The 23840-nt window shown below is 62.9% G+C and carries 23 protein-coding genes; 10 read left to right on the forward strand and 13 right to left on the reverse strand.

What is annotated here, in order from left to right; translation table 11 throughout:
• Positions 1-8: 8 nt before the first annotated feature.
• The 3 genes from GGQ67_RS08455 to GGQ67_RS08465 form a co-directional block, all read right to left on the reverse strand.
• A complete protein-coding gene (locus GGQ67_RS08455) occupies positions 9-1298 on the reverse strand; it encodes a DNA polymerase IV (RefSeq protein WP_183899705.1) in 1290 nt (429 codons plus the stop codon).
• 70 nt (positions 1299-1368) lie between these two features.
• On the reverse strand, positions 1369-2037 hold the full coding sequence (locus GGQ67_RS08460) for a hypothetical protein (RefSeq protein WP_183899706.1): 669 nt from the start codon (positions 2035-2037) through the stop codon (positions 1369-1371).
• Between the two features lie 2 nt (positions 2038-2039).
• A complete protein-coding gene (locus tag GGQ67_RS08465; RefSeq protein ID WP_183899707.1) occupies positions 2040-2348 on the reverse strand; it encodes a DUF3572 domain-containing protein in 309 nt (102 codons plus the stop codon).
• A 135-nt stretch (positions 2349-2483) separates the two neighbouring features.
• Between GGQ67_RS08465 and GGQ67_RS08470 the strand changes: the two genes are divergently transcribed.
• Positions 2484-2855 carry a response regulator gene (locus GGQ67_RS08470; protein ID WP_018900184.1) on the forward strand — a complete coding sequence of 124 codons (372 nt, stop codon included), beginning with the start codon at positions 2484-2486 and terminating at the stop codon, positions 2853-2855.
• Positions 2856-2873: 18 nt separating this feature from the next.
• A complete protein-coding gene (locus tag GGQ67_RS08475; protein ID WP_183899708.1) occupies positions 2874-4241 on the forward strand; it encodes a PleD family two-component system response regulator in 1368 nt (455 codons plus the stop codon).
• A gap of 723 nt (positions 4242-4964) precedes the next feature.
• Here GGQ67_RS08475 and rpmG read toward each other — a convergent pair.
• The 5 genes from rpmG to topA form a co-directional block, all read right to left on the reverse strand.
• Positions 4965-5132, reverse strand: coding sequence for a 50S ribosomal protein L33 (rpmG, locus tag GGQ67_RS08480; RefSeq protein ID WP_018900182.1), 168 nt, complete (start codon positions 5130-5132; stop codon positions 4965-4967).
• Positions 5133-5225: 93 nt separating this feature from the next.
• On the reverse strand, positions 5226-6410 hold the full coding sequence (locus GGQ67_RS08485) for an MFS transporter (protein ID WP_183899709.1): 1185 nt from the start codon (positions 6408-6410) through the stop codon (positions 5226-5228).
• Positions 6411-6689: 279 nt separating this feature from the next.
• Complete coding sequence (locus GGQ67_RS08490; protein ID WP_183899710.1) at positions 6690-7151, reverse strand: DUF983 domain-containing protein; 462 nt, start codon at positions 7149-7151, stop codon at positions 6690-6692.
• Between the two features lie 33 nt (positions 7152-7184).
• Positions 7185-9554, reverse strand: a complete 2370-nt coding sequence (gene rnr / locus GGQ67_RS08495; RefSeq protein ID WP_183899711.1) for a ribonuclease R — start codon at positions 9552-9554, stop codon at positions 7185-7187.
• The gene (gene topA / locus GGQ67_RS08500) at positions 9551-12232 is read right to left on the reverse strand and encodes a type I DNA topoisomerase (protein ID WP_183899713.1); all 2682 of its coding nucleotides are present in this window, start codon (positions 12230-12232) and stop codon (positions 9551-9553) included. Before topA ends, rnr begins: the two co-directional genes overlap by 4 nt.
• A gap of 257 nt (positions 12233-12489) precedes the next feature.
• On the opposite strand from topA, the gene GGQ67_RS08505 reads away from it, so the two are divergent.
• Positions 12490-12669 (forward strand): hypothetical protein, encoded by a 180-nt coding sequence (locus GGQ67_RS08505; protein WP_183899892.1) that lies wholly within the window; start codon positions 12490-12492, stop codon positions 12667-12669.
• A 4-nt stretch (positions 12670-12673) separates the two neighbouring features.
• Here the strand turns inward: GGQ67_RS08505 and dprA are convergent, their stop codons facing one another.
• Genes dprA through GGQ67_RS08525 form a run of 4 tightly spaced genes read right to left on the reverse strand, consistent with a single transcriptional unit; the run spans position 12674 to position 16747 of the window.
• Positions 12674-13822: a DNA-processing protein DprA gene (gene dprA, locus GGQ67_RS08510; protein ID WP_183899714.1), complete on the reverse strand. Its 1149-nt coding sequence runs from the start codon at positions 13820-13822 to the stop codon at positions 12674-12676.
• 5 nt (positions 13823-13827) lie between these two features.
• Positions 13828-14448, reverse strand: coding sequence for a glycerol-3-phosphate 1-O-acyltransferase PlsY (gene plsY, locus GGQ67_RS08515; RefSeq protein WP_183899715.1), 621 nt, complete (start codon positions 14446-14448; stop codon positions 13828-13830).
• A 56-nt stretch (positions 14449-14504) separates the two neighbouring features.
• Positions 14505-15794, reverse strand: a complete 1290-nt coding sequence (locus GGQ67_RS08520) for a dihydroorotase (protein ID WP_183899716.1) — start codon at positions 15792-15794, stop codon at positions 14505-14507.
• Positions 15791-16747, reverse strand: coding sequence for an aspartate carbamoyltransferase catalytic subunit (locus GGQ67_RS08525; RefSeq protein ID WP_183899717.1), 957 nt, complete (start codon positions 16745-16747; stop codon positions 15791-15793). Before GGQ67_RS08525 ends, GGQ67_RS08520 begins: the two co-directional genes overlap by 4 nt.
• A 176-nt stretch (positions 16748-16923) precedes the next feature.
• On the opposite strand from GGQ67_RS08525, the gene GGQ67_RS08530 reads away from it, so the two are divergent.
• The 4 genes from GGQ67_RS08530 to GGQ67_RS08545 all read left to right on the forward strand — a co-directional run bounded on the left by GGQ67_RS08530 (position 16924) and on the right by GGQ67_RS08545 (position 20625).
• Positions 16924-18573: an acyl-CoA dehydrogenase family protein gene (locus GGQ67_RS08530; RefSeq protein ID WP_183899718.1), complete on the forward strand. Its 1650-nt coding sequence runs from the start codon at positions 16924-16926 to the stop codon at positions 18571-18573.
• Positions 18573-19193 (forward strand): GNAT family N-acetyltransferase, encoded by a 621-nt coding sequence (locus GGQ67_RS08535; protein ID WP_183899719.1) that lies wholly within the window; start codon positions 18573-18575, stop codon positions 19191-19193. Before GGQ67_RS08530 ends, GGQ67_RS08535 begins: the two co-directional genes overlap by 1 nt.
• Positions 19194-19335: 142 nt before the next feature.
• Positions 19336-19998 carry a TetR/AcrR family transcriptional regulator gene (locus GGQ67_RS08540; RefSeq protein ID WP_183899721.1) on the forward strand — a complete coding sequence of 221 codons (663 nt, stop codon included), beginning with the start codon at positions 19336-19338 and terminating at the stop codon, positions 19996-19998.
• Between the two features lie 294 nt (positions 19999-20292).
• Entirely contained in the window at positions 20293-20625 is a 333-nt protein-coding gene (locus tag GGQ67_RS08545) for a DUF6105 family protein (RefSeq protein ID WP_183899722.1), read from the forward strand.
• Here GGQ67_RS08545 and ruvX read toward each other — a convergent pair.
• A complete protein-coding gene (gene ruvX, locus GGQ67_RS08550) occupies positions 20562-21056 on the reverse strand; it encodes a Holliday junction resolvase RuvX (protein WP_183899723.1) in 495 nt (164 codons plus the stop codon). The genes GGQ67_RS08545 and ruvX overlap by 64 nt on opposite strands.
• A 118-nt stretch (positions 21057-21174) precedes the next feature.
• Between ruvX and GGQ67_RS08555 the strand changes: the two genes are divergently transcribed.
• From GGQ67_RS08555 to gatA, 3 genes are all read left to right on the forward strand, one after another.
• On the forward strand, positions 21175-21879 hold the full coding sequence (locus tag GGQ67_RS08555; protein ID WP_183899724.1) for a metal-dependent hydrolase: 705 nt from the start codon (positions 21175-21177) through the stop codon (positions 21877-21879).
• Positions 21880-22000: 121 nt separating this feature from the next.
• Entirely contained in the window at positions 22001-22288 is a 288-nt protein-coding gene (gene gatC / locus GGQ67_RS08560; RefSeq protein WP_018900164.1) for an Asp-tRNA(Asn)/Glu-tRNA(Gln) amidotransferase subunit GatC, read from the forward strand.
• A gap of 54 nt (positions 22289-22342) precedes the next feature.
• On the forward strand, positions 22343-23824 hold the full coding sequence (gatA, locus tag GGQ67_RS08565) for an Asp-tRNA(Asn)/Glu-tRNA(Gln) amidotransferase subunit GatA (RefSeq protein WP_183899725.1): 1482 nt from the start codon (positions 22343-22345) through the stop codon (positions 23822-23824).
• Positions 23825-23840 lie beyond the last annotated feature (16 nt).

Here is a 23840-nt window from a genome sequence, read left to right on the forward strand (position 1 = left end):
CTCGCCTGCTATTGATTGCGCTTGGTTCCGAACGTGTAGCCGGTCTCGACCGTGCCCTTGCCGAACTTGTCGCGCAGCTTGTCCATGGCGGCCTCTGCCGCTGCACGTCGCCCGGACTGGACGTCGATCAGGTCGGGCGGATCGGCACGCGTGGGGTCGCAGAGATCGGTCACGCCGATGCCGATCAACCGGAACTTGGTTCCATCGGTCTCCTTCCGCAGCAGTTCGATGCCGGTGCGGAAGATACGGTCGGCAAGCTGCGTCGGGTCCTCCAGCTTCCGGTTGCGCGTCCGCGACTTGAAGTCCGCCGTCTTCATCTTCAAGACGACGGTCTGGCCGGCGATATCGCTCTTCTTAAGGCGCCAGGCGACCTTCTCGGAGAGATTGCGCAACACGGGAACGAGTTCTTCATATCGGGAAATATCATCGAAGAAGGTCGTCTCGGCCGAAACGCTCTTGGCGGGATCGTTGAGATGCACGTCGCGGTCGTCAATGCCGCGCGACAGCCGCGACAGCCGTTGTCCCATGGTGCCGTAGCGGCGCATCAGATCGGTTTCGTCCATGGTCTGCAACTGGCCGATGGTGCGGATACCGTCGGCTTCCAGCGTCGCGGCGAAGGCCTTTCCCACGCCCCAGATCGTCGTCACCGGACGCGGTGCCAGAAACGAAACCGCTTCCTCGCGGCCGATAACCGAGAATCCGCGCGGCTTCTGCAGGTCGGAGGCCACCTTCGCCAGGAACTTGCAGTAGGAGAGCCCGATCGAAACGGTGATGCCGATCTCCTTCTCGACGCGGCGGGCGAACTTCGCCAGCGTGCGCGCCGGCGGGTCGTTGTGCAGCCGCTCCGTGCCGCCGAGTTCCAGAAACGCCTCGTCGATCGACAGCGGCTGCACCAAGGGTGTCAGTTCCTGCATCATTGCCCGCACCTCGCGGCCGACCTTGACGTATTTCTCCATGTCGGGAGGGATCACCACCGCCTGCGGGCAGGCCTCCAGCGCCTTGAACATCGGCATGGCCGAACGCACCCCGTAGATCCGCGCCACATAGCAGGCCGTCGATACCACGCCGCGTTTTCCCCCGCCGATGATCACGGGTTTGTCGGCAAGTTCGGGATTGTCGCGCTTCTCCACCGAGGCATAGAAGGCATCGCAGTCGATATGCGCCAGCGTCAGGCCGTAGAGCTCGTCGTGGCGCACGAGGCGAGGGCTGCCGCAGGCCGCACAGCGTCGCCCCTCGGCCTTCTGCTCGGCAAGGCAGTCGCGACAGAAGCCCGGTGTCTTGGCAGAGTTGGCGGTCATCGATGGGAACAAAGGTTGAACATCGCGACACTACGCTCTAAGTTCGAGAGTCTCAAGAGGATGTCGGCGCTTATGCGCTGGTTTTATCCAGCGTCGTAGCGGTCGAGAAATGTTGCCGCATCAGCCGGGCGGCATGCGTCCAGTCGGAAGCTTGTACGATGGTCCCGGTAGGCGCTGGCGCGAATGGCTTGAAATCGGCATTCGCCATCATGTTGAGCAGCAGGCAGTCCGGCACATGGTCGGCAACGGAAAGGAGGTTGCGTTGGATATCGTCGATAAAGGCGACGGGCAGCTCGCGGCGGTCGTGCAGCGCCGCCACGATCGGCCCCTTGGGCTGTTCCGAGGCGATCATGTCGAAGCACAGGTCGAACCGGTCGAGAAGCCTGCGGCGGATGTCGTGGTGACGCGGCGGCATGGCGGTGAGAAAGACGATGTCGGCATCGGCGGCCAGCGCATGCAGCGTCTCAACCGCCCGCTCCGCCGGCTCCTGCCACAGGTCCTGGGTCTCGAAGAACATTTCGTGAAAGCGGTCGAACGCGTCCCGATCCATCTCCGCGCCGTCGAGCAGCGACACGATATTGCCGTGCAGCCGGAAGGAGCGTGGCAGCAGATCGTAATCGTGCGAGCGAAGGAAACGGGTGAGGGGTGTGAGAAACTCCAGCACCACCTCGTCGATGTCGCAGACGATCAGCGGCCGATCACCGAGGCGAACCTGAGAGGGGTCGGTGACCACGCTCATGATCAGTATTCGCCCGAGCCGAGGCCGGCCGGCGAAAAATGCTGCCAGGCCGCATTCAGCACCTCCGGCGGCGTGCCGGTTGCCTGGCAAAACGCCAGCGCCGTCGGTTCGTGCTGCATCAGGAAGTCCATCATGCCTGAGAGAAACCCCGGATCATTGATCGCGTTGCGCACCTGCGCCGGCTCGACGCCGGTGAGCGCCAGGAAGCGGCCGAACAGATCGGGTTCGTTTGCCAGCCACGCGAGAACAGCGATGGCCGTCTCTTGCGGATCGGCGGCGCGTTGCTTTGAAGTCTTGAAGTTGCTCTGCATTTCTTGCGGTAAATTACCTATTTTTCAACCAAATACCGATAGCGTGCCGCAATCGGTTTCATGGCGGCCGGTGCGCTCGCGGGCTTTGATCCGCACGGCGAAACGGTTTTCATGACGGACTTAGGATCGCGTTCGATGCCCAAACAGGTGATGATTGTAGAGGATAACGAGCTCAACATGAAGCTCTTTCGCGACCTCATCGAGGCGTCCGGCTACAGGACCATCCAGACCCGCAACGGTATGGAGGCGCTGGATCTTGCCCGCAAGCATCGCCCTGATCTGATCCTCATGGACATCCAGCTGCCCGAGGTTTCCGGGCTCGAAGTCACCAAGTGGCTGAAAGAGGACGACGAACTCCACGTCATTCCCGTCATCGCCGTCACCGCCTTCGCGATGAAGGGTGACGAGGAGCGCATTCGCCAGGGCGGCTGCGAGGCCTATGTCTCCAAGCCGATCTCCGTTCCGAAGTTCATCGAGACGATCAAGACCTACCTGGGCGACGCCTGATAGATCGGAAAGAAGCTTATGACCGCGCGCATTCTCGTCGTTGATGATATCCCGGCAAACGTGAAGCTGCTCGAAGCGCGGCTGATCGCCGAATATTTCGACGTGCTGACGGCGGCCGATGGTTATCAGGCTCTGGCGATCTGCGAACGCAATCAGGTCGATCTCATCCTGCTCGATATCATGATGCCGGGCATGGACGGCTTCGAAGTCTGCGAGCGGTTGAAATCCAACCCGAAGACATCACACATTCCCGTTGTCATGGTGACCGCGCTCGATCAGCCTGCGGACCGTGTGCGTGGCCTGAAGGCGGGCGCCGACGATTTCCTGACCAAGCCCGTCAACGACCTGCAGCTGATCGCGCGCGTCAAGAGCCTGTTGCGGCTGAAGACGCTGAGCGACGAATTGCGCATTCGCGCCCAGACGGCGCACACGATGGGCATCGACGAATTGCTGCGCGCCGATCAGCGCGGCGAGGAGGGCGGCCAGATCATGCTGGTTGATGGCCGTGCCAATTCGCAGGAGCGGATCATCAAGGCGCTGAAGCCGATCGGCAACGTCTTCGCCATTTCCGATGCCCAGGCGGCGGTGTTCGAGGCATCCGAGAATCAGTTCGACCTGGTGATCGTCAATTCCAATATCGACGATTACGATCCGCTCAGGCTTTGCTCGCAGCTCCGCTCGCTGGAGCGTACCCGTTTCCTGCCGCTGCTGATCATCACCGAGCAGGGCGATGACGAGATGGTGGTGCGTGCGCTCGATCTCGGCGTCAACGACTACATCGTCCGCCCCGTCGATCCGAACGAACTGGTGGCCCGCAGCCTGACGCAGATCCGCCGCAAGAACTACAATGATCGCCTGCGCGCCAATATGCAGCAGACGATCGAACTCGCGGTCACCGATCCGCTGACGGGCTTGAGCAACCGTCGCTATCTCGACAATCACATCAGCACGCTCTTCAATCGCTCTATGGCGCGAGGTCGTCCGTTGTCGGTGCTGATCGCCGATATCGACCGCTTCAAGCAGATCAACGACACCCACGGCCACGATGCCGGCGACGATATTCTGCGCGAGTTCGCCAACCGCGTCCGCTCCACGGTTCGCGGCGCCGATTTGGCCTGCCGCTACGGTGGCGAGGAATTCGTCGTCGTCATGCCCGACACCTCGCCGGAGATCGCCGCGTCCGTGGCCGAGCGCCTGCGTGGCGTCATAGAAAGCGTACCCTTCGTGGTGAAGGGCACGGGTGAGGAGCTGCAGGTGACGGCATCCTTCGGTATCGCCTCCCGCACGCCGCAGGTCATCACGCCGGGCCATCTGCTGAAGCAGGCCGATGTCGCGCTCTACGAAGCCAAGAACGCGGGCCGCAACCGAGTCGTCGCCGCGGCCTGATCCCGCGTATCGGCTCATACCGCGTTGATCATCCACAGAAAGTTGAATGGAGGCGGTTTGGGCCGCGCTCGCCGATTAGCCGCAAGTAGTAGTGCGGGGTTTTGAGCTTGGTGCCGCCCGCCGACGCTGCCTTGCATCAGAAAAAACGCGGGCGGCGTCAGAAGAAAATGTGAGGTACCGTCACTTTGCTTGGTTTCGTCGGCGGATTTCGCTGATTTACAGGCTGTTTCGTCGGTTCGCGAAGGGAAGGACTACTGCCCTATATTGTCTGTCTATTCTTGCTGCCGATTATTATTCTAGCGCAAGATGGCCCGAAATCATGCGAAACGGCGTCCCAAATCGGGACTTTTAACCATAAAATCAAGCTAATAAATCTCATCATTAAGAATTTGTTGATTTTCTTTCAGTTTCGCGCAAATGATCAATACATAGAAATAAAGCACTCCCTATACGGGGTGCGCCGATACCCCATGATGCTCAGGTCCGCCGCATCTCCTGGGTCGTGGGGTCGGTCGGTCGGCATGCAACATCTGCGGTTCCTCGTGCCGCGTTGCCTGTTGACCGACCCCCTTTCGCAAAACGCCGTCCTCTCCGTTTAAACGGGCAGGGCGGCGTTTTCATTTGTCGCTTTCGCATGTCGCCGGCAGCGGCGCGTAACGCGGGCAACAAAAAAGCGCGCAGCCTAGCGGTGCGCGCTTTTAAGCGGTCTACAGGATCAAGAAATTACTTGATCTTGGTTTCCTTGAACTCGACGTGCTTGCGAGCAATCGGGTCGTACTTGGTCTTCGTCATCTTGTCCGTCATCGTACGGCTGTTCTTCGTCGTGACGTAGAAGGAACCTGTGTCGGCTGTCGACAGCAGCTTGATCTTGATTGTTGTAGCCTTGGCCATGGTCGTCCTGCCTTTAATGAAATGAAAGCCGTCGGAATCCGTATAGGTGCCTTGGCTAATTCTGGCGCGAAACTACGAATCTAGCTCGAAAAGTCAACCCCGCTTTCGAATGAAAAGCAGTCTGCCCGCCGAAAGCAGGGCATAAACTCCAAAGAAACCAGCAATCGCCCAGGCAAAGCCGTTGTTTCCGGCGACGTCGATGGCCGCGCCGATGACTTGCGGACCCGCAACGGTGCCGACGGCGTAACAGAAGACGAAGGCGGCGTTGGCGGCGGCAAGGTCGGAACCGGTCAGGCGCGAGCCGAGATGGCTCAATCCGACCGTATAGAGGCCCGCCACGCAGCCGCCCCAGAAGAGCAGTACGAACGCCATCAGGAACCAGCTGTGGGATAGCACGGGCAGCATCAGCGAGCCGATCAGCCCCATGAAGGCCATGGCCGCCAGCAACGGCCTCTTGTCGTTCATCTTGTCGGATAGCATGCCCAGCGGGATCTGGAAGATCATGTTGCCAACGCCCATCACGGTCAGCAGAAGAGCCGCCTGCGTTTCGGTAAAGGCGGCGCGCACCGCGTAGATCGGAAACAGCGCCAGGCCGCCTGCTTCCACCGCGCCGAAAATGAAGACGGCTGCCGTGGCGCTGGGCACCAGGAATACGTAGCGCATGAAATGCAGTTCCGGCTTCTCCTCCAGCACGGGGCTCTCGTCGCGCGCGATGAAGATCGGCACGGCCGCCATCAGAATGGCGACGGCGGCGACCACGAAGGGGAGGACGCCGTCACTGCCGAGCACGGAAAAGAGCAGCGGGCCGGCCGCGAAGCCGACCGAAAGCACTGTCGAATAGATGCCGAGCACGAAGCCGCGTTTGGATGGTGGCGCCGCGGCGTTGATCCAGAACTCGGAAAGAATGAACAGGGTGGTCGTGGCGCCATGAAAGGCGAAGCGCAGCGGAAACCACATCCAGAAGTCCTGCGCATAGTAGAAGCTGACGCCGCTGAGCGCAGAGACCACCACCGCCCAGAGCATCGTCTGGGCCACGCCGTAGGAGTGGGCGAGCTTTGTCGTGATCGGCGCGGCCACCATCGCCGCCACACCCGCCATCGCCGTGTTGAGGCCGATCAGCGTCGAGGAGACGCCGCGCTTCTCCAGGATGATGCTGAGCAGCGGCAATCCCAACCCGATCGCTATGCCGACCGCCGAGATCGAGCAAACGGCGGCGACCAGAGACGGCCAGTGGATTTCCTCGAGATCGCCCGGTGTGCCGTTTCGCGGCTGAGACATATATGCACCCCTACAGAACTGCTGCGCACGAATGCGACCTGAAAGCCGCACGTGCCCCCATGGTCATACCAGCCTTATATGACAGGCCAGACCCAGATGACGGGTGTGCTTTACTAGATGAACGAGGTTGGCTGCAATGATCTGATTGCGGTGGACGAGATTCAGTCAAATAAGCCTACCATTGCGCGCGTTGATATCGTGCTTCAAACGGACTCCACGACATATCCGGCGCTGCTACACGCCAATTATGTCGTGACGGTGAAGGTTCAAGGAAAGTCTTCAGCCTTGGTGACGCCGACCAGGGATTTCATACTGGTCATGCTCGTCGCCATGGCCCCCGAAGCCATGCATCTTCAGCGCCCATTGCAGTCCGATGACCCCGCCCTTGACCGGCTGGATGATCAGGAGCGTCGCGAGCAGCGTCAGCGGCGTCCAGATGGTGAAGGTGAGCCAGAGCGGCATCGGCCATAAGAGATCGGTCATCATGTAGCCGCCAATGATTACGTGCCCGACGATGACGATGGTGATGTAGGGCGGCAGATCGTCCGCGCGATGGTGGTGCATGGCTTCGCCACAGGCCGCGCAGTTGTCCACCGGTTTCAGGAAGGCCCGGAACAGCTTGCCGCTGCCACAAGCCGGACAGCGGCCGAGAAGGCCGCGCTTGATCGATTGACCGAGCGGACGCTTGGTTGCGTCGATGTCGCCGTATTGGATCGCCTGGCTGTCTGAGGTGGTCGTCATGACTGCACTTCCTTCCCGGCGTCCCTACACGCCCTACCGACGCCCTCGCGGGGGTCTTGTTCCGGCCTGCTTGCGCGCGCGACTTGCGTCGCGTCGGCCGCCCTTGTGGAATGAACGTACGGCGGTGGGCATCTTGCGCCCCTCGCTCACCATCTCGAACCGAAGCGCGCCGGCGAGCGGAATTGCTTCCACCAGCTTGACCCTGACGCTGTCCCCCAGGCGGTAACCGAGACCGGTCTTTTCGCCCGACAGCGCCTGGTGTGCCTCATCATAGATGAAGTAGTCCATTCCCAGCGTAGATATAGGAATGAAACCGTCCGCTCCATAGTCCGGAAGAGCGACAAATAGTCCCGATTTCGTCACACCTCCCACGCGCCCGTCGAATTCCTCGCCGATGCGGCCGGCGAGGTGGTGAGCGATGAGGCGGTCGACCGTCTCGCGTTCGGCGGCCATGGCGCGACGCTCGAAGGTGGAGATCTCGGCCGCGATATCGTCGAGAGCCGCTTCCTCGTCGGGCGTGATCCCGCCTTCGCCGAAACCGAGGGAGCCGACGAGCGCGCGATGCACGATCAGGTCGGCATAGCGGCGGATCGGCGAGGTGAAGTGTGCGTACTTCATCAGGTTCAGGCCGAAGTGCCCGATATTCTCGGGGCTGTAGATCGCCTGGCTCTGCGAGCGCAGAACCATCTCGTTGACCATCGTCTGGTGCGGCGTGTCCTCGGCCTTGGCGAGGATGCCGTTGAAGTTGTTGGCGCGCATGTTGCCGCCCTTGGCGAGCGAAATGCCGAGCGTCGCCAGGAACTCGCGCAGTATTTCCTGCTTGGAGAGCGACGGGCCGTCATGCACGCGGTAGATCAGCGGCTGCTTCTTCTTTTCCAGCGTCTCGGCGGCCGCGACGTTGGCCTGGATCATCATTTCTTCGATCAGCTTGTGCGCATCGAGGCGCGGCGGCACGACGACGCGATCGACGGTACCGTCGGGCTTCAGCTGGATCTTGCGCTCGGGCATGTCGAGTTCCAGCGGCTGCCGGCGGTCGCGGCCGCGTTTCATCACCTCGTAGGCATGCCACAGCGGCTTCAGGATCGGTTCCAGCAGCGGTCCGGTCTTGTCGTCAGGATTGCCGTCGATCGCGGCCTGCGCCTGCTGGTAGGAGAGCTTGGCGGCACTCTTCATCATCACGCGATGGAAGGTATGCCCCGCCTTCCGGCCTTCCTTCGAGAAGGTCATGCGCACGGCCAGCGCCGGGCGGTCCTGTCCCTCGCGCAGCGAGCAGAGATCGTTCGAAATCCGCTCCGGCAGCATCGGCACGACGCGGTCGGGGAAGTAGACGGAATTGCCGCGCTTCAGCGCCTCGCGGTCGAGCGGCGAGTTCGGGCGCACATAGTAGGAGACGTCGGCGATCGCCACGGTGACGATCACGCCGCCTTCATTGTCGGGCGAGGGGTCGTGCTCGGCATAGACGGCGTCGTCATGGTCCTTGGCATCGGCCGGGTCGATGGTGATGAGCGGCACGTCGCGCCAGTCCTCGCGGTGCGACATGGTCGCGGGCTTGGCGTCATCCGCCTCGGCGACCACGGCCGGCGGGAAGATATAGGGTATGCCATGGGCGTGGATGGCGATCATCGATATCGCCTTTTCCGAAGCGACCGAGCCAACGACCGAAAGAACCTTGGCGCGCGGCAGCCCGAAGCTGCGCAGGCGCGCGACCTCGACCTCGACCAGGTCGCCGTCCTTGGCGTCGCCCTTGTCATCGGGGTCGATCAGCATTTCCTCGCCGCGCCGCTCGATCGGCAACAGCCGCCCGCCGCCGCCGGGCGCATCCTTGAAGACGCCGAGCAGCGCGCCGCGGCGCTTGTCGAGGATCTTGATGATGCGCGCGGTGTAGGCCGGGCCGCCGCGGTCGGTGGCGGCGAAGATCTTCGCGAGAATGCGGTCGCCCATGCCGGCGACCGGCGCCTTGCCCTTGCCGTTGCGGCCGGCAGGCGAGGAGGACTGCCGGATGGAGACGGCAGGCGCCACCCCCATCTCGTCCGACCATTCCGCCGGACGGCCGATCAGCCCGCCGTCCTTGTCGCGCGTGGTGATGTCGAGCACGGTGACCGGCGGCAAGGCGCCGGGGCGGATCAACGACTTGCGCGTCTTCTGCAGCATGCCTTCCTGCTCGAGATCGCGCAGCAGGTGCTTGAGCTCGACCCGGCTGTCGCCCTTCAGCCCGAAGGCCTTGGCGAGCTCGCGCTTGGAAGCCTTCTGCGGGTGATCGGCGATGAAGCGGAGGATCACCTCGCGCGAAGGAAGCGCGCCGTGCTGGATGTTGAGTGGCTCGACGGCGGGCGCCCTGCTGGAGCGTCCCGTCTTGTCGGGACGCTTGCCCATGCCCTTTGGTTCCCGCGGAATTCTGGTCACTCTTCGCTCTTTTTCTTCTTCGCGGGCGCCGCGGCTTTCTTGGCGGGCGCCTTGGCTTTGGCCTTCGGCTTGGCGGCCGCCTTTGCCGGCTTCGCGTCATCGCTCGCCGCGGCCTTGGCTTTCGGCTTCGCCTTGCTCTTGGCCGCCGGCGCCTTGCCGGCCTTGGCGGTGATGAGCGCCATGGCCTCCTCGACGGTCAGTGCCTGCGGATCGGTGCCCTTGGGCAGCGTCGCGTTGACCTTGCCCCAGTTGACGTAGGGGCCGTACTTGCCGTCGCGCACGGTGATCGCGCCACCGCCATCGGGATGCTCGCCGAGCTCCTTCAGGGCAGCCGCTGCCGTGCGCCCGCGTCCGCCGGGACCCTTCGCGGCCTTCTCGGCGATCACGGTGACCGCGCGATTGAGGCCGATGTTGAAGACGTCCTCGACGGTCTCGAGATTGGCGTAGCCGCCATCATGCAGCAGGAAGGGGCCATAACGGCCGATGCCGGCCGAGATCATCTTGCCCGATTCCGGATGCTTGCCGATATCGCGCGGCAGCGAAATCAGCGCCATCGCCTTTTCATAATCGATATCCTCGGGCTTCCAGCCCTTCGGCAGCGAGGAGCGCTTGGCCTCCTTGCCGTCGCCACGCTGGACGTAAGGCCCGAAGCGGCCGGAGCGCAGCGTCAGTTCCTCGCCGGTGACGGGATCGGTGCCGAGGTTCTTCGGCTCGTTCAGCGCAGCACCCTCGGCCTCCGCACCGCCTTCGGAGGAAAGCTGGCGCGTGTAATTGCACTCGGGATAGTTCGAGCAGCCGACGAAGGCGCCGTACTTGCCGAGCTTCAGCGACAGGTTGCCCGTGCCGCAGACCTGGCAGATCCGCGGATCGCTGCCGTCCTCGCGCTTCGGAAACACCAGAGGCGCGAGCGATTCGTTCAGCGAATCGAGAACGTTGGTGACGCGCAGTTCCTTGGTGTCTTCGATCTGCGCGAAGAAATCCTTCCAGAAATCGCGCAGCACCTGCTTCCAGTTCAGCTCGCCGGCGGAAATCCGGTCCAGCTTCTCTTCGAGATCGGCCGTGAAGTCGTATTCGACATACTTGGTGAAGAAGCCTTCGAGGAAGGCCGTCACCAGCCGGCCCTTGGAGTGCGGGATCAGCTTGCGCTTGTCGATGATCACGTATTCGCGGTCGCGAAGGGTCGCCAGCGTCGCCGCGTAGGTGGACGGGCGGCCGATGCCGAGCTCTTCCATTTTCTTGATCAGCGACGCTTCCGAATAGCGCGGCGGCGGTTCGGTGAAGTGCTGGCTCGAATTGATTTTCTGCTTGGCGAGGTTTTCGCGCGCGTTGATCTCCGGCAGGCGGCCATCCTCGTCGCCGTCGTCGCTCTGCTCGCCGTCTTCCTTCTGGTCGGTATAGGCGGCGATGAAGCCGTCGAAGCGGATGACGGAGCCGACGGCGCGCAATCCGGCCTTCTCGCCGTTGTTGTCGGCGATGATCTCGGCGGTCGTGCGCTCGATCTCGGCCGACGCCATCTGGCTCGCGATACCGCGCTTCCAGATCAGGTCGTAGAGCTTGATCTGGTCGGCGTCGAGATACTGTCGAACCTTGTCCGGCGAGCGGTTGAAGTCCGTCGGACGGATGGCTTCGTGGGCTTCCTGGGCGTTCTTCGCCTTGGTCGAATAGAAGCGGGCCTTTTCCGGCAGGTAGCGCTGGCCGAACTGGTCGACGATGGCACTGCGCGCCGCGTCGATCGCCTCGGGCGCCATCTGCACGCCATCGGTACGCATATAGGTGATCAGACCGACGGTCTCGCCGCCGATGTCGAAGCCTTCATAGAGCTTCTGCGCGACCTGCATGGTGCGCGATGCCGAGAATCCGAGCTTGGAGGAGGCGGCCTGTTGCAGCGTCGAGGTTGTGAAGGGTGGTCCTGGGTTGCGCTTGACGGGCTTCGCCTCGACGGTGTCGACGACATAGGACGCGCCTTCGAGCAGCGCCTTCAGCTTGCCGGCCTCGTCGCCGTTGCCGATCGCGCGCGGCTGCAACCGCTTGCCATTCGCCGCAACCAGCTTGGCTTCGAACTCGTCACCGCGCGGTGTCTTCAGCAGCGCCGAGATGTTCCAGTATTCCTCGGAGACGAAACGCTCGATCTCGGACTCGCGGTCGCAGACCAGTCGCAGCGCCACCGACTGCACGCGTCCCGCCGAACGGGCGCCGGGCAGCTTGCGCCAGAGAACCGGCGAGAGATTGAAGCCGACGAGATAGTCCAGCGCGCGGCGCGCCAGGTAGGCGTCGACCAGCGGCACGTCGATATCGCGCGGCTCCGCCATCGCGTCGAGCACGGCCTTCTTGGTGATCGCGTTGAAGACGACGCGCTTGACGGTCTTGCCGCCGAGCACGCGCTTCTTGTTCAGCATATCGAGCACGTGCCAGGAGATCGCTTCGCCTTCGCGATCAGGGTCGGTCGCCAGGAACAGGCCGTCGGAGGACTTCACCGCATCGGCGATGTCCTTCATACGCTTGGCCGAGGCCCCATCGACCTCCCATAGCATTTCGAAATCCTGGTCGGGCAGCACAGAGCCGTCCTTGGCGGGGAGATCGCGGACGTGGCCAAAAGAGGCGAGCACCTTGTATCCGGGTCCCAGATACTTGTTGATCGTCTTGGCCTTCGAGGGCGATTCCACCACTACAACATTCATGATGATTCTCTAAAAATGGATGCCAGCCGGCCTATCTCAGGGCAGAGGACCTGCCGTGCCACGCGCGCCGGTTCTCCGACATGGACAGGGAATTCGTTTCGGTCAAGTGCTTTGAACGCATTTTTACGCATTGCAACGCCTTGCAACCAAAAGACGATGCAAGACATATTGCAATTTCTGATTATTGCGATATCGTTTTTCGCGTGTGGTTCAGGCTGCGACGATCAACCCTTCCCAATCGGGGCGCGAGTGCATTCATGACGGCTAAGTACGCAAAGAGGGATACCGGCCGATCCGGTTCCCGCGAGAACATTGCCTTCATCCGCCAGATGCTCGCCGAGTTGCGGCAGGTGGCGGAAAAGGAAAAGGCCGACATGCTGTGCTATCTGATCGAGATGGCATATGTCGAAGCCGGCGACCTCCACGCTCGTATGTAAGTCGTCATACCTCCATTGCAATGGACACCATTCCGCCCGGGTGCCGGTGCAGCCGCCCGGCGATATCGAGCTCCAACAACACGAGATAGACGGCCGAGGCGCTGAGACCCGTATGCCGGATGATATCGTCGATCTCGACTGGCGTCGGCCCGAGCGCATCGACGATGCGCGCCCTGTCGGTCTCGTCGGGCGGCAGCAGCGACGAGGCGCCGCCGCGTTCCGGCTCTTCGGCAAGTGGCGCGGCAAACAGGTCGAGCTGGGATAGCGGCACAAGGGCGCTGATGACATCGTCAGGCGCCGTGACGATCATCGCGCCGTCCTTCAGCAACCCGTTGGTGCCATGGCATCGTGGATCGAGCGGCGAGCCGGGCACCGCGAATACCAGCCGGCCGAATTCGCCGGCCAGCCGTGCGGTGATCAGCGATCCGGATCGCGTCGCCGCTTCCACCACGACGACCCCAAGCGAGATGCCGGCGATCAGTCTGTTGCGTCTCGGAAAGTCACGCGCCCTGGGCTCCCAGCCGAACGGCATTTCGCTGACGGCAAGGCCGTTGCCGTTCCAGATATCCTCGAGCAGTCCGGCATTCTCGGGAGGGTAGGGCTGATCCAGCCCGCCGGCCATGGCGGCGATCGTGCCGGTGTCGAGGCTGGCGCGATGGGCGGCGGTGTCGATGCCGCGCGCAAGGCCGGAGATAACAGCATAGCCGACGCGCCCGCATTCCCTGGCGATCATCGCCGCGAACTTCGCGCCTGATATCGAGGCGTTGCGCGAGCCGACGATGCCGACGGCCGGCTGCGCGGTCGCCCCGAGATTGCCCTTCACCGCCAGCAGAGGCGGCGCTCCGTCGATCTGTTTCAGCGCCTGCGGATAGTCCGGCTCCCCGATGCCGACAAAGCGTGCGCCGAACCTGTGGGCCGCATCGAGTTCTTTCAGTGCTTCGCTCTCGGTGGCGATCCGGATCGCCCGTGTCGCGCCGCCCCGTGTGGAAAGGCCGGGCAGGGCGGCAAGGGCTGCTTCCGCCGAACCGAAGTGGTTGATGAGATCGCGAAACGTGGCCGGGCCGACATTGTCGGAGCGGATGAGGCGCAACCAGGCAATCCTTTGCCTGTCCGTCAGCGCAATTCCCTTTGGCCTTGCGCTGCGTGCGTCCATCTATCCTATCCCTTTGCCCCGATCTTGCTTTCCGTGCCGCTCAACAGGCGGCTGATGTTGGCCTTGTGCTTCCAGTAGGAGATCACGGTCATGATCGCCATGATTGCTGCAACCTTCTCTGCACCCAGTATCCACAATGCAACCGGAATGACAAGCATTGCAACCAGCGCGGAAAGCGAAGAATAGCGGGTGACGAAGGCAACGCCGAGCCAGACCGCCGCGAAGGCCAGAACCATCAGCGGTGCGACGCCGAGAAGCGTGCCGATATAGGTGGCGACACCCTTGCCGCCCTTGAAGCCGATCCAGACGGGAAAGAGGTGGCCGATGAAGGCGAAAAAGCCGGCGATGGCGGCGGCTTCCGGGCCGAAGAAGTAAGAGACGATCCACGCCGCCGCCGATGCCTTCAGCGCGTCCAGCAGCAGCGTCGCCGCCGCCAGCTTCTTGTTGCCGGTCCGAAGAACATTGGTCGCGCCGATATTCCCGGAGCCGATGCTGCGCACGTCGCCGAGCCCGGCTGCGCGCGTCAAAATCAGTCCGAACGGAATGGAGCCCAGCAGATAGCCGATGGCGGCCGCCGCCAGCGCGATTTGCCAGGTGATCTGCCACGTCATGAGATCAGCGCCCATGTTCCCCCACTTGCCTTCTTATCCCCATCTGTCTTCTTATAATGTATGCACGCAGTTCATGACGTATGCACGCACTGGCCGGCGACATAGGTCGCGACCGCGCGTCCGCTGAAGCGCGCGTCTTCGAACGGTGTGTTCTTCGAGCGCGAGAGAAGCATGTCCTTGGCGACAATCCAAGGCTCTTCGAGATCGATCAGCACGATATCCGCCTTGGCGCCGGGCTTCAGCGTACCTGCATCGAGGCCGAAGATCTGTGCCGGCCGCGTCGACATGGCATCGATTAGGCGCATCAGCGTCACATGCCCGCTGTGGTGCAGGCGAAGTGCCGCCGCCAGCATGGTCTCGAGCCCGACAGCACCGTCGGCGGCCTCGCCGAAGGGCAGGCGCTTGGTGTCGACGTCCTGCGGGTCGTGCGAGGACACGATGATGTCGATCGCCCCGCGCGCCAGCGCATCCACCATCGCCACGCGATCGTCTTCCGAGCGCAGCGGCGGATAGAGCTTGAAGAAGGTGCGGTACTCGCCGATGTCGTTTTCGTTGAGCGCCAGATTGTTGATCGAAATGCCGCAGGTAACGGTCGCGCCTCGGCTTTTCGCCAATTCGATCGCCTCGACGGATTCTGGCACCGAGATCATCGCCGCGTGGTATTTGCCGCGCGTCAGCTTGGCGATGCGCAGGTCGCGCTCCAGCGGGATCAGTTCGGTTTCGCGCGGAATGCCGCTGAGGCCGAGCCAGCTTGCGAACAGCCCCTCGTTCATCACGCCGCCGGCGGCCAGATGCTGGTCGCGCGTCTCGCAGGAGATCACCGCGCCGAATTCGCGCGCGTAGGTCATCACCCGGCGCAGAACCTGCGCGTCGTGGATGCTGGAGCGGCCGTCGGTAAACGCCACTGCGCCGGCTTCCATCAGCATGCCGATCTCGCTCATCTCCTCGCCGGCGAGACCCTTGGTGATCGCCGCTGCCGGATAGACATTGACCAGCGCCTTGTCGCGGGCGGTCTTCTTCACGAATTCGACCAGCGCGATGTCGTCGATCACGGGGTCGGTATCGGGAATCATGATGATCGAGGTCACGCCGCCCGCGGCCGCTGCCCGGCTGGCGGACTCGATCGTTTCGCGATGCTCGGCCCCAGGTTCGCCGATGTGGACGCGCGCATCCACTAGACCGGGCGCCGCGACAAGACCGTTGCAGTCGCGCACTGTGGCGCCAGCGGGTAGTGCCTCGTTCAGAGCATCCTTGCCGGAGGCGACGATCACGCCGTCCTTGACGACGATCGCACCGAGCTCGTCGAGATCTCGGGAGGGGTCGATGATGCGAACGTTCTTGAAGACGATCGAGTTGCTCATGCGCCGGCTCCTTCGCTGCGGGGACCGTGGTTCTGCGAGATCAGCAGCGTTTCCATGACAGCCATGCGTACGGCGACACCCATTTCGACCTGTTCGGCGATCATGCTCTGCGGCCCGTCCGCCACTTCGGAAGCGATTTCCACCCCGCGGTTCATCGGCCCCGGGTGCATGACCAGCGCATCCTCCTTCGCCGCCTTGAGCGTTTCCGCGTCGAGACCGTAGAAATGGAAGTATTCGCGCACCGACGGCACGAAGGCGCCGGACATGCGTTCGCGCTGCAGGCGGAGCATCATGACGACGTCGGCGTCCTTGAGGCCTTCCTTCATCGAGTGGAAGACCTCGACGCCCATGTCGGCGATCCCTGATGGAAGCAGCGTGGCCGGCGCCACGACGCGAACCCTGGCGCCCATGGCGTTGAGGAGCAGGATGTTGGAGCGCGCCACGCGCGAGTGCAGCACGTCGCCGCAGATGGCGACGATGATGCGCGACAGCTTGCCCTTGGCGCGGCGGATCGTCAGCGCGTCGAGCAGCGCCTGCGTCGGATGCTCGTGCTGGCCGTCGCCGGCATTGACCACCGAGCAGGAAACCTTCTGCGCCAGAAGGGCGGCGGCGCCGGCGCTGGAGTGCCGGATAACCAGCACGTCGGGGCGCATCGCATTCAGCGTCATCGCCGTGTCGATCAGCGTTTCGCCCTTCTTCACCGAGGAATTGCCGACCGACATGTTCATCACGTCGGCGCCGAGGCGCTTGCCGGCGAGCTCGAAGGAGGCTTGCGTGCGGGTGGATGCCTCGAAAAACAGATTGATCTGCGTCAGTCCCCTGAGGGTCGACGTCTTTTTCTCTCGCTGTCGACTGATCTTGACGGCCTCGTCGGCCTTGTCGAGGAGAAAGGTGATATCCTGCTCGGTGAGCCCTTTGATACCGATGAGGTGGCGGTGGGGAAAGAAGACCATGAACCTGCCTCTATGCTGTCGTCAGCGGCTCTATAAAGAGTGCGTGCGGCGGCGGCAAGCATGCGCTGTGGGCAAAGCGCGCTCTCCCCCTGCAATTTTGTCGCAATTGGGCTAAAGCAGAAGCACTGCCAAACTTCCGGTTTCCCTTTGCCCGCCTCATACTCTAGAAGCGATTCATGACATCCGCTGAAGAAAAACTCGCCGAACTCAACCAGCCGAGCCTGTGGTCCGGCATCAACGCCTACAGGTCCGATCCCTTGATCGTTGACCTCACTGGCGCGTTGCCGCGTGGCATTCGCGATGATCTCGACAATATGGGCCGCTATGTCACCTCGCCGGAAGCGCAGGAACTGGCGCGCATGGCGAACCAGGGCGTGCCGCAGCTGCGCACCCATGGCCCTCGCGGCGAACGGCTCGATGTCGTGGAGTTTCACCCGGCCTGGCACGCGCTGATGCGGCGCTCCATGTCGGTTGGTCTTCATTCTTCCGTCTGGGACCCACAGGCCGATGCCGAGGCAAAGGATCAGGCGCACAAGATCCGCGCCGCCCGCTTCTATCTATCGTCGCAGCTCGAGACCGGCCATCTCTGCCCGATCACCATGACGAGCGCGTCAGTCGCCGCTCTCTCCGCATCGCCCGCCGTCCAGAAGGATTGGGCGCCGAGGATCCTGTCGCGCAAATACGATTCGGCGAACAAGCCGGCCATGCAGAAGTCCGCCGTGACCATCGGCATGGGCATGACCGAAAAGCAGGGCGGCACCGATGTCCGTTCCAACACGACGTCTGCCGAAAAGGTCAGCGAGGGCATCTACCGCCTTTCGGGCCACAAGTGGTTCATGTCGGCGCCGATGAGCGACGCCTTCATCATGCTGGCGCAGACCAAGGAGGGCATGGGCTGCTTCCTGGTGCCGCGTCTGCTCGAGGACGGATCGGCCAACGGCCTGCAGTTCCAGCGCCTGAAGGACAAGGTCGGCAACCGCTCGAACGCCTCGTCCGAGGTCGAATTCAGCGATACGTTCGGCTTCCTGCTCGGCGGTCCGGATGCCGGCGTCCGCACCATTCTCGACATGGTCACGCTGACGCGCCTCGATTGCGCTCTCGCATCATCGGGCATCATGCGCGCCTCTCTGGCCGAGGCCGTGCACCACGCGCGCGGCCGCAGCGTATTCGGCAAGATGCTGGTCAGCCAACCGATCATGACCCGCGTGCTTGCCGACATGGCGCTCGACGTCGCCGCCGCGACAGCACTCTCCTTCCGTCTCGCCGACGCCTTCGACCGCGCCCGCGGCAGCGCCGAAGAGGCCGCCTATGCCCGCGTCATGACGCCGGTCGCCAAATACTGGTGCTGCAAGATCGCGCCCGCGCTCATCTATGAAGCGATGGAGTGCATCGGCGGCAGCGGCTACATCGAGGAACGCCCGATCGCCCGTCATTACCGCGAAGCGCCTGTCAATGCGATCTGGGAAGGCTCGGGCAATGTCATGGCGCTCGACGTGCTGCGCATATTGAACCGCGGCAAGGATCTTTTCGAGACCGTCTTCGCAGGCCTTGCGAGGGATCTCGGTCCTGCCGGCAAGAAGACCATCGACGTGCTCCGCGCCGCCATGGCGCTCTGCGAACGTGACGAGGGCGCCGCCCGCCTGCTCGTCGAGCAGCTGGCGCTTGCGGCCGGCGCCGCCGAACTCTATCGTCTGGGGGCAGGGCGCATCGCCGACGCCTTCATCGAAACCCGTCTCGCCGGCGGCTGGCGCTCCACCTACGGCATGCTCGATAGCCGCTTCGATGCCAGCTATATCGTCGATCTCCTCTATCCGCCGGCATCCTGATGGCGACAACGCTGCGCCGCGTCCGGCTCGACGATCTCGATGAGATCTACAACATCTCGTTGGTCACCGGAGATGCAGGCAAGGACGCGACGTCACTGCATGGTGACGGCAAGCTCATCGGCCACATATATTCCGCGCCCTACGTGACGCTCAGCCCTGAAACCGCCTTCGTGGCCGAGGATGCGCAAGGCGTCGCCGGCTATATCGTCGGTGTCTATGATACGCTTGCATTTCAGGCGGAGCTCGAGCGCGACTGGTGGCCGACGCTGCGCAGCGCCTATCCCGACCCTGAGGGCGATCCCGAGCTCTGGAACGCCGACGAGAAGCGCATCTCGGCCATCCATCATCCCTCGTCGGCGCCGTCGGCCATCATCGAGGCGTTTCCGGCTCATATCCATATGAACCTGCTGTCGCGTCTGCGCGGGCAGGGGATGGGAACCAAGCTGCTCGACCTGTGGCTTTCGCAAGCGCGAGACGCGGGCGTGAAGTCCGTGCATCTTGGCGCCAGCGCAACGAACTCCGCCGGCATCGGCTTCTGGGCCTCGCGCGGCTTCACCCGCCTCGGGCCGCCGCTCGTCGAACCGTCAGAGCGCACAGTCTGGTTCGGCCAGACGCTCTGATCGATGTCGCCATGCGGCGACATTCGGCTGCCCGCCGCGAGTGGCCTGAAAACAATCCACAATCTTTCAAGGGGTTCGCCGTTGCCGGTTGGAGGCGGTGTTGTTACTCACCGATGAGTGACACCTGAAATCCGAGTCCCCGATGCTGAATGACCCCATGCCTTTGACCCCCATCGCGAGCGCGCCGCAAGCCGAACCGGAAAAGCGTGTGCGTGACCGTGGCGCGACGGAAAAGGCGATCCTCGACGCCGCCAAGGCGCTTCTTGCGGAAGAGGGGTTCCAGAACTTCGGCATCAACGCCGTGGCCCGCAAGGCCGGCTGCGACAAACAGCTGATCTATCGCTACTACGGCGGCCTGAATGGCTTGGTCGATGCCATCGGCGCCGATCTCGGCACGTGGGTCAAGGACCGCATTCCCGAGGACACCGGCGGCATGTTCCTGCTGACCTACGGCGACCTTATGGAACGTCTTTCGCTGCTATTCCTGCAGGCGCTGCGGGACGACCCGCTGATGCGCCGCATCGTCGCCTGGGAGGTGTCCGAGAACACCGAGCAGGTCCGCCGCCTCTCGGAAGCGCGCTCAAAGGCGCTGGCCACATGGCTTGAGCGGATGCGCGGCTCGCTTGCGCCGCCCAAGGGTGTCGACGCCATCGCCGTCAATGCTATTCTCATCGCTGCCATCCAGCATATCGTTCTCTCGGCTTCGGCGGGCGGTCAGTGCGCCGGTTTGTCGTTGAAAGCGGCGAAGGATTGGGAGAAGGCGGAGGCCGCCCTGAAGCGCATCGTTCGCGGTGTTTACGGCTGATCGGGAGTGAAGTTTCCCACAGCTTCCCGCCTGGCCGTTAACCTTAACAAATGGTTTACATTGCGCCTGCGGAGTTAACAGGTCAGGTTACCGGGCAGTTTCAAAGTTTGAGTTGTCCGGAACCATGCGAACGAAAATCGCGAGAATCCTGTTCCTCGTTGCCGCGATGATGTTCTTTGCCGTGCTCGCGCTCGATATCGCGGTGCCGGCCCTGGTATTGGGCTTGATGGCATGTTTGACATGGCTGGTCTCGGCTGAGCGGCCATTCGCAAAGCGACAAAGAGGGGCGACCGTATGAAGTGGTTCCTGATCTTCTGGGCCGGTCCGATCGTGTTTCTGGCGGGCTGGTACTGGCTATCCTACTACGACATGAGCTTCGGCATCTTCATGCTCACGCGTCAGGCCCATGATCTGACGTTCCAGGTTTACGCCAATATTCTCGGCATTCCGGCCGAAACCATCCCGCCGCTGGTTGCGCGTGCCATCGTCGTCGACAGCCTCGTCGTCTTCGCCATTCTGCTGTTCCGCAGACGCGGGAAGATCATCGCCTGGTGGCGGGCGCGTCAGGCGTCCAGGTCGTCCGGCGCGGTCCTTCCAAGCAAGGACAGCCTGTCCAGAGCGCCTTGAAGAATGAAGCTCGCGGCAGCCGAATCGATACGTTCGGCCCGCTTGGCGCGTGAAACATCCATCTCCAGCAGCGCCCGCTCGGCGGCAACCGTCGACAGACGCTCATCCCAGTAGACGAAGGGCAGGGCCGTCTTCTGCTCCATGTTGCGCACGAATGCGCGCGTGGCCTGGACGCGCGGTCCCGCCGAACCGTCCATATTCACAGGCAGGCCGATGATGAAGGCCGCGACCTTTTCCTTCTCGGCGAAGCTCAGTAGCACCGCAGCATCGATGGTGAATTTCTCGCGCTTGATGACCGGGCGCGGCGTCGAGAAGCGCCGGCCGAGATCGGACATCGACAGCCCGATCGTCTTGGTGCCGAGGTCGAGACCGGCGATTGCCTGTCCCGGCTGAAGGGCCGCCGCCAGTTCCTCGATCGTCAACACCGTCATCGTCGTTTCATCCCGTCAAAAGAAATTGAGGCCTCGACCGCTTTTCTTCGCGGCGGTATCGGTTATCTCCATACCCATCGATGCACGCTTTTGCATCAGATAATAAAGGACAGCTTTCATGAAGATCACTTGGCTCGGCCACTCGGCCTTTCGTATCGAGATCGCAAAGGCAACCATCCTTCTCGACCCGTTCCTGACCCATAACGGTTCCTTCGCCGGCCAGGATATCAAGGATGTCACCGCCGGCGTCACCCACATCCTCTTGACCCACGGCCATGGCGACCATGTCGGCGACACCATCGCCATCGCCAGGGAAACCGGCGCCGTCGTCCTCGCCAACGCCGATCTCGCCGCCTGGCTCGGCTCCAAGGGCGTCTCGAAGATCGAGATGGGCAACACCGGCGGCACGGTTCCGCTCGCTGGCTTCTCCGCCACCTTCACCAACGCGCTGCACTCCTCCGCGCAGATCACCGAGGACGGCGTTTCCCACGCGCTCGGCAGCGCCAACGGCCTGATGCTGCACTTCGACGACGAAGCCTCGATCTTCGCCATGGGCGACACCGACATTTTCTCCGACATGGCGCTGATCAACGAGCTGCACCAGCCCGATATCGGCCTCGTCCCCGTCGGCGACCGTTTCACCATGGGCGGTGCCGTCGCGGCACTCGCCTGCCAGCGCTACTTCAACTTCAAGACGGCGATCCCCTGCCACTACGGCACCTTCCCGATCATCGACCAGACGCCTGAAAAGTTCGTCGCCGGCATGGAAGGCGCAAAGACCGAGGTCAAGGCGATCAAGCCGAGCGAGAGCGTCGTCCTCTGACGCATTGGCACTTCCACCCGTCTTGAAAGGGCGGAAATCTGAATGAACGAAACGCCATGCCCGTTGCACACGACGGACATGGCCTTTATAGCGGGTGGGAAAATCCCATCCGGAGAATATGATGTCCGTCGACCTAGCCACCGTTAAGCGCGTTGCGCGCCTTGCCCGTATTGCCGTCTCCGAAGATGAGGCAAACCGCATGGTCGGCGAGTTGAATGGGATCCTGGGCTTCGTCGAGCAGCTCTCCGAAGTCAATGTCGAAGGCGTCGAGGCGATGACCTCGGTCACGCCGATGCTGATGAAAAAGCGCACCGACGACGTCACCGACGGCAACAAGGCCGCCGATATCGTTTCCAACGCGCCTGTTACCGATCAGAATTTCTTCCTGGTGCCCAAAGTCGTCGAATAAGGCCTTTCGCCGCTTTCCGACCTCGTTGCCATTCAAGATTTGAAGCGAACCATCATGAGCGAACTCACCAGCCTGACCATTGCCGAAGCCCGCACCAAGCTGCGCGCCAAGGAAATCAAAGCGACCGAACTCACCGAAGCCTACATCTCGGCGATCGAGGCGGCCAACGACAAGCTCAACGCCTATATCAAGGTGACGCCTGAAAAGGCGTTGCAGATGGCCGAAGCCTCCGACGCCCGTCTTGCCAGCGGCAAGGGCGGTGAACTCGAAGGCATTCCGCTCGGCATCAAGGATCTCTTCGCCACCGAAGGCATCCACACCCAGGCCTGCAGCCACATCCTCGACGGTTTCAAGCCGCATTACGAATCGACCGTCACGCAGAACCTGTGGGACGACGGCGCCGTTATGCTCGGCAAGCTGAACATGGACGAGTTCGCCATGGGCTCTTCCAACGAGACCTCGCACTACGGTGCGGTCATCAACCCCTGGCGCGCCGAAGGCTCGAACCAGCAGCTCGTTCCGGGCGGCTCCTCGGGCGGCTCGGCCGCTGCCGTTGCAGCCCATCTCTGCGCCGGCGCCACCGCCACCGACACCGGCGGCTCGATCCGCCAGCCCGCCGCCTTCACCGGCACTGTCGGCATCAAGCCGACCTACGGCCGTTGCTCGCGCTGGGGTACCGTTGCCTTCGCCTCGTCGCTCGACCAGGCCGGCCCGATCGCCCGCGACGTCCGCGACGCCGCCATCCTCCTGAGGTCGATGGCCTCGGTCGATGCCAAGGACACGACCTCGGTCGATCTGCCGGTTCCCGATTACGAAGCCGTTCTCGGCCAGTCGCTGAAGGGCATGAAGATCGGCATTCCCAACGAATACCGCGTCGCCGGCATGCCGGAAGAAATCGAAACGCTCTGGCAGCAGGGCATCGCCTGGCTGAAGGATGCGGGCGCCGAGATCGTCAACATCTCGCTGCCGCATACCAAATATGCGCTGCCGGCCTATTACATCGTCGCGCCCGCCGAGGCGTCTTCGAACCTCGCGCGATACGACGGCGTGCGCTACGGCCTGCGCGTCGACGGCAAGGACATTGCCGACATGTACGAGAAGACCCGCGCCGCCGGCTTCGGGAAGGAAGTCAAGCGCCGCATCATGATCGGCACCTATGTTCTCTCGGCCGGTTACTACGACGCCTATTACATCCAGGCCCAGAAGGTCCGCACGCTGATCAAGCGCGACTTCGACCTCGCTTTCCACGCCGGTGTCGACGCCATCCTGACGCCTGCCACCCCGTCGTCCGCCTTCGGCGTCGCCGACGAGGACCTGGCATCGGATCCGGTCAAGATGTACCTCAACGACATCTTCACCGTCACCGTCAACATGGCCGGCCTTCCCGGCATCGCCGTCCCCGCCGGCCTCGACCACAAGGGCCTGCCGCTCGGCCTGCAGCTGATCGGCAAGCCGTTCGAGGAAGAAACCCTCTTCAAGACGGCCCACGTCATCGAACAGGCCGCCGGCCGCTTCACCCCCGCTAAGTGGTGGTAAGCGGACTGAAAATCAG

The organism is Rhizobium metallidurans, assembly GCF_014196505.1.
Lineage (GTDB): Bacteria > Pseudomonadota > Alphaproteobacteria > Rhizobiales > Rhizobiaceae > Rhizobium > Rhizobium metallidurans.

Bases quoted from the DNA above. Each gene is read 5' to 3' on its own strand.
- GGQ67_RS08455 (WP_183899705.1), bottom strand. From the start codon at position 1,298: ATGACCGCCAACTCTGCCAAGACACCGGGCTTCTGTCGCGACTGCCTT.
- GGQ67_RS08460 (WP_183899706.1), bottom strand. From the start codon at position 2,037: ATGAGCGTGGTCACCGACCCCTCTCAGGTTCGCCTCGGTGATCGGCCG.
- GGQ67_RS08465 (WP_183899707.1), bottom strand. From the start codon at position 2,348: ATGCAGAGCAACTTCAAGACTTCAAAGCAACGCGCCGCCGATCCGCAA.
- GGQ67_RS08470 (WP_018900184.1), top strand. From the start codon at position 2,484: ATGCCCAAACAGGTGATGATTGTAGAGGATAACGAGCTCAACATGAAG.
- GGQ67_RS08475 (WP_183899708.1), top strand. From the start codon at position 2,874: ATGACCGCGCGCATTCTCGTCGTTGATGATATCCCGGCAAACGTGAAG.
- rpmG (WP_018900182.1), bottom strand. From the start codon at position 5,132: ATGGCCAAGGCTACAACAATCAAGATCAAGCTGCTGTCGACAGCCGAC.
- GGQ67_RS08485 (WP_183899709.1), bottom strand. From the start codon at position 6,410: ATGTCTCAGCCGCGAAACGGCACACCGGGCGATCTCGAGGAAATCCAC.
- GGQ67_RS08490 (WP_183899710.1), bottom strand. From the start codon at position 7,151: ATGACGACCACCTCAGACAGCCAGGCGATCCAATACGGCGACATCGAC.
- topA (WP_183899713.1), bottom strand. From the start codon at position 12,232: ATGAATGTTGTAGTGGTGGAATCGCCCTCGAAGGCCAAGACGATCAAC.
- GGQ67_RS08505 (WP_183899892.1), top strand. From the start codon at position 12,490: ATGACGGCTAAGTACGCAAAGAGGGATACCGGCCGATCCGGTTCCCGC.
- dprA (WP_183899714.1), bottom strand. From the start codon at position 13,822: ATGGACGCACGCAGCGCAAGGCCAAAGGGAATTGCGCTGACGGACAGG.
- plsY (WP_183899715.1), bottom strand. From the start codon at position 14,448: ATGGGCGCTGATCTCATGACGTGGCAGATCACCTGGCAAATCGCGCTG.
- GGQ67_RS08520 (WP_183899716.1), bottom strand. From the start codon at position 15,794: ATGAGCAACTCGATCGTCTTCAAGAACGTTCGCATCATCGACCCCTCC.
- GGQ67_RS08525 (WP_183899717.1), bottom strand. From the start codon at position 16,747: ATGGTCTTCTTTCCCCACCGCCACCTCATCGGTATCAAAGGGCTCACC.
- GGQ67_RS08530 (WP_183899718.1), top strand. From the start codon at position 16,924: ATGACATCCGCTGAAGAAAAACTCGCCGAACTCAACCAGCCGAGCCTG.
- GGQ67_RS08535 (WP_183899719.1), top strand. From the start codon at position 18,573: ATGGCGACAACGCTGCGCCGCGTCCGGCTCGACGATCTCGATGAGATC.
- GGQ67_RS08540 (WP_183899721.1), top strand. From the start codon at position 19,336: ATGCTGAATGACCCCATGCCTTTGACCCCCATCGCGAGCGCGCCGCAA.
- GGQ67_RS08545 (WP_183899722.1), top strand. From the start codon at position 20,293: ATGAAGTGGTTCCTGATCTTCTGGGCCGGTCCGATCGTGTTTCTGGCG.
- ruvX (WP_183899723.1), bottom strand. From the start codon at position 21,056: ATGACGGTGTTGACGATCGAGGAACTGGCGGCGGCCCTTCAGCCGGGA.
- GGQ67_RS08555 (WP_183899724.1), top strand. From the start codon at position 21,175: ATGAAGATCACTTGGCTCGGCCACTCGGCCTTTCGTATCGAGATCGCA.
- gatC (WP_018900164.1), top strand. From the start codon at position 22,001: ATGTCCGTCGACCTAGCCACCGTTAAGCGCGTTGCGCGCCTTGCCCGT.
- gatA (WP_183899725.1), top strand. From the start codon at position 22,343: ATGAGCGAACTCACCAGCCTGACCATTGCCGAAGCCCGCACCAAGCTG.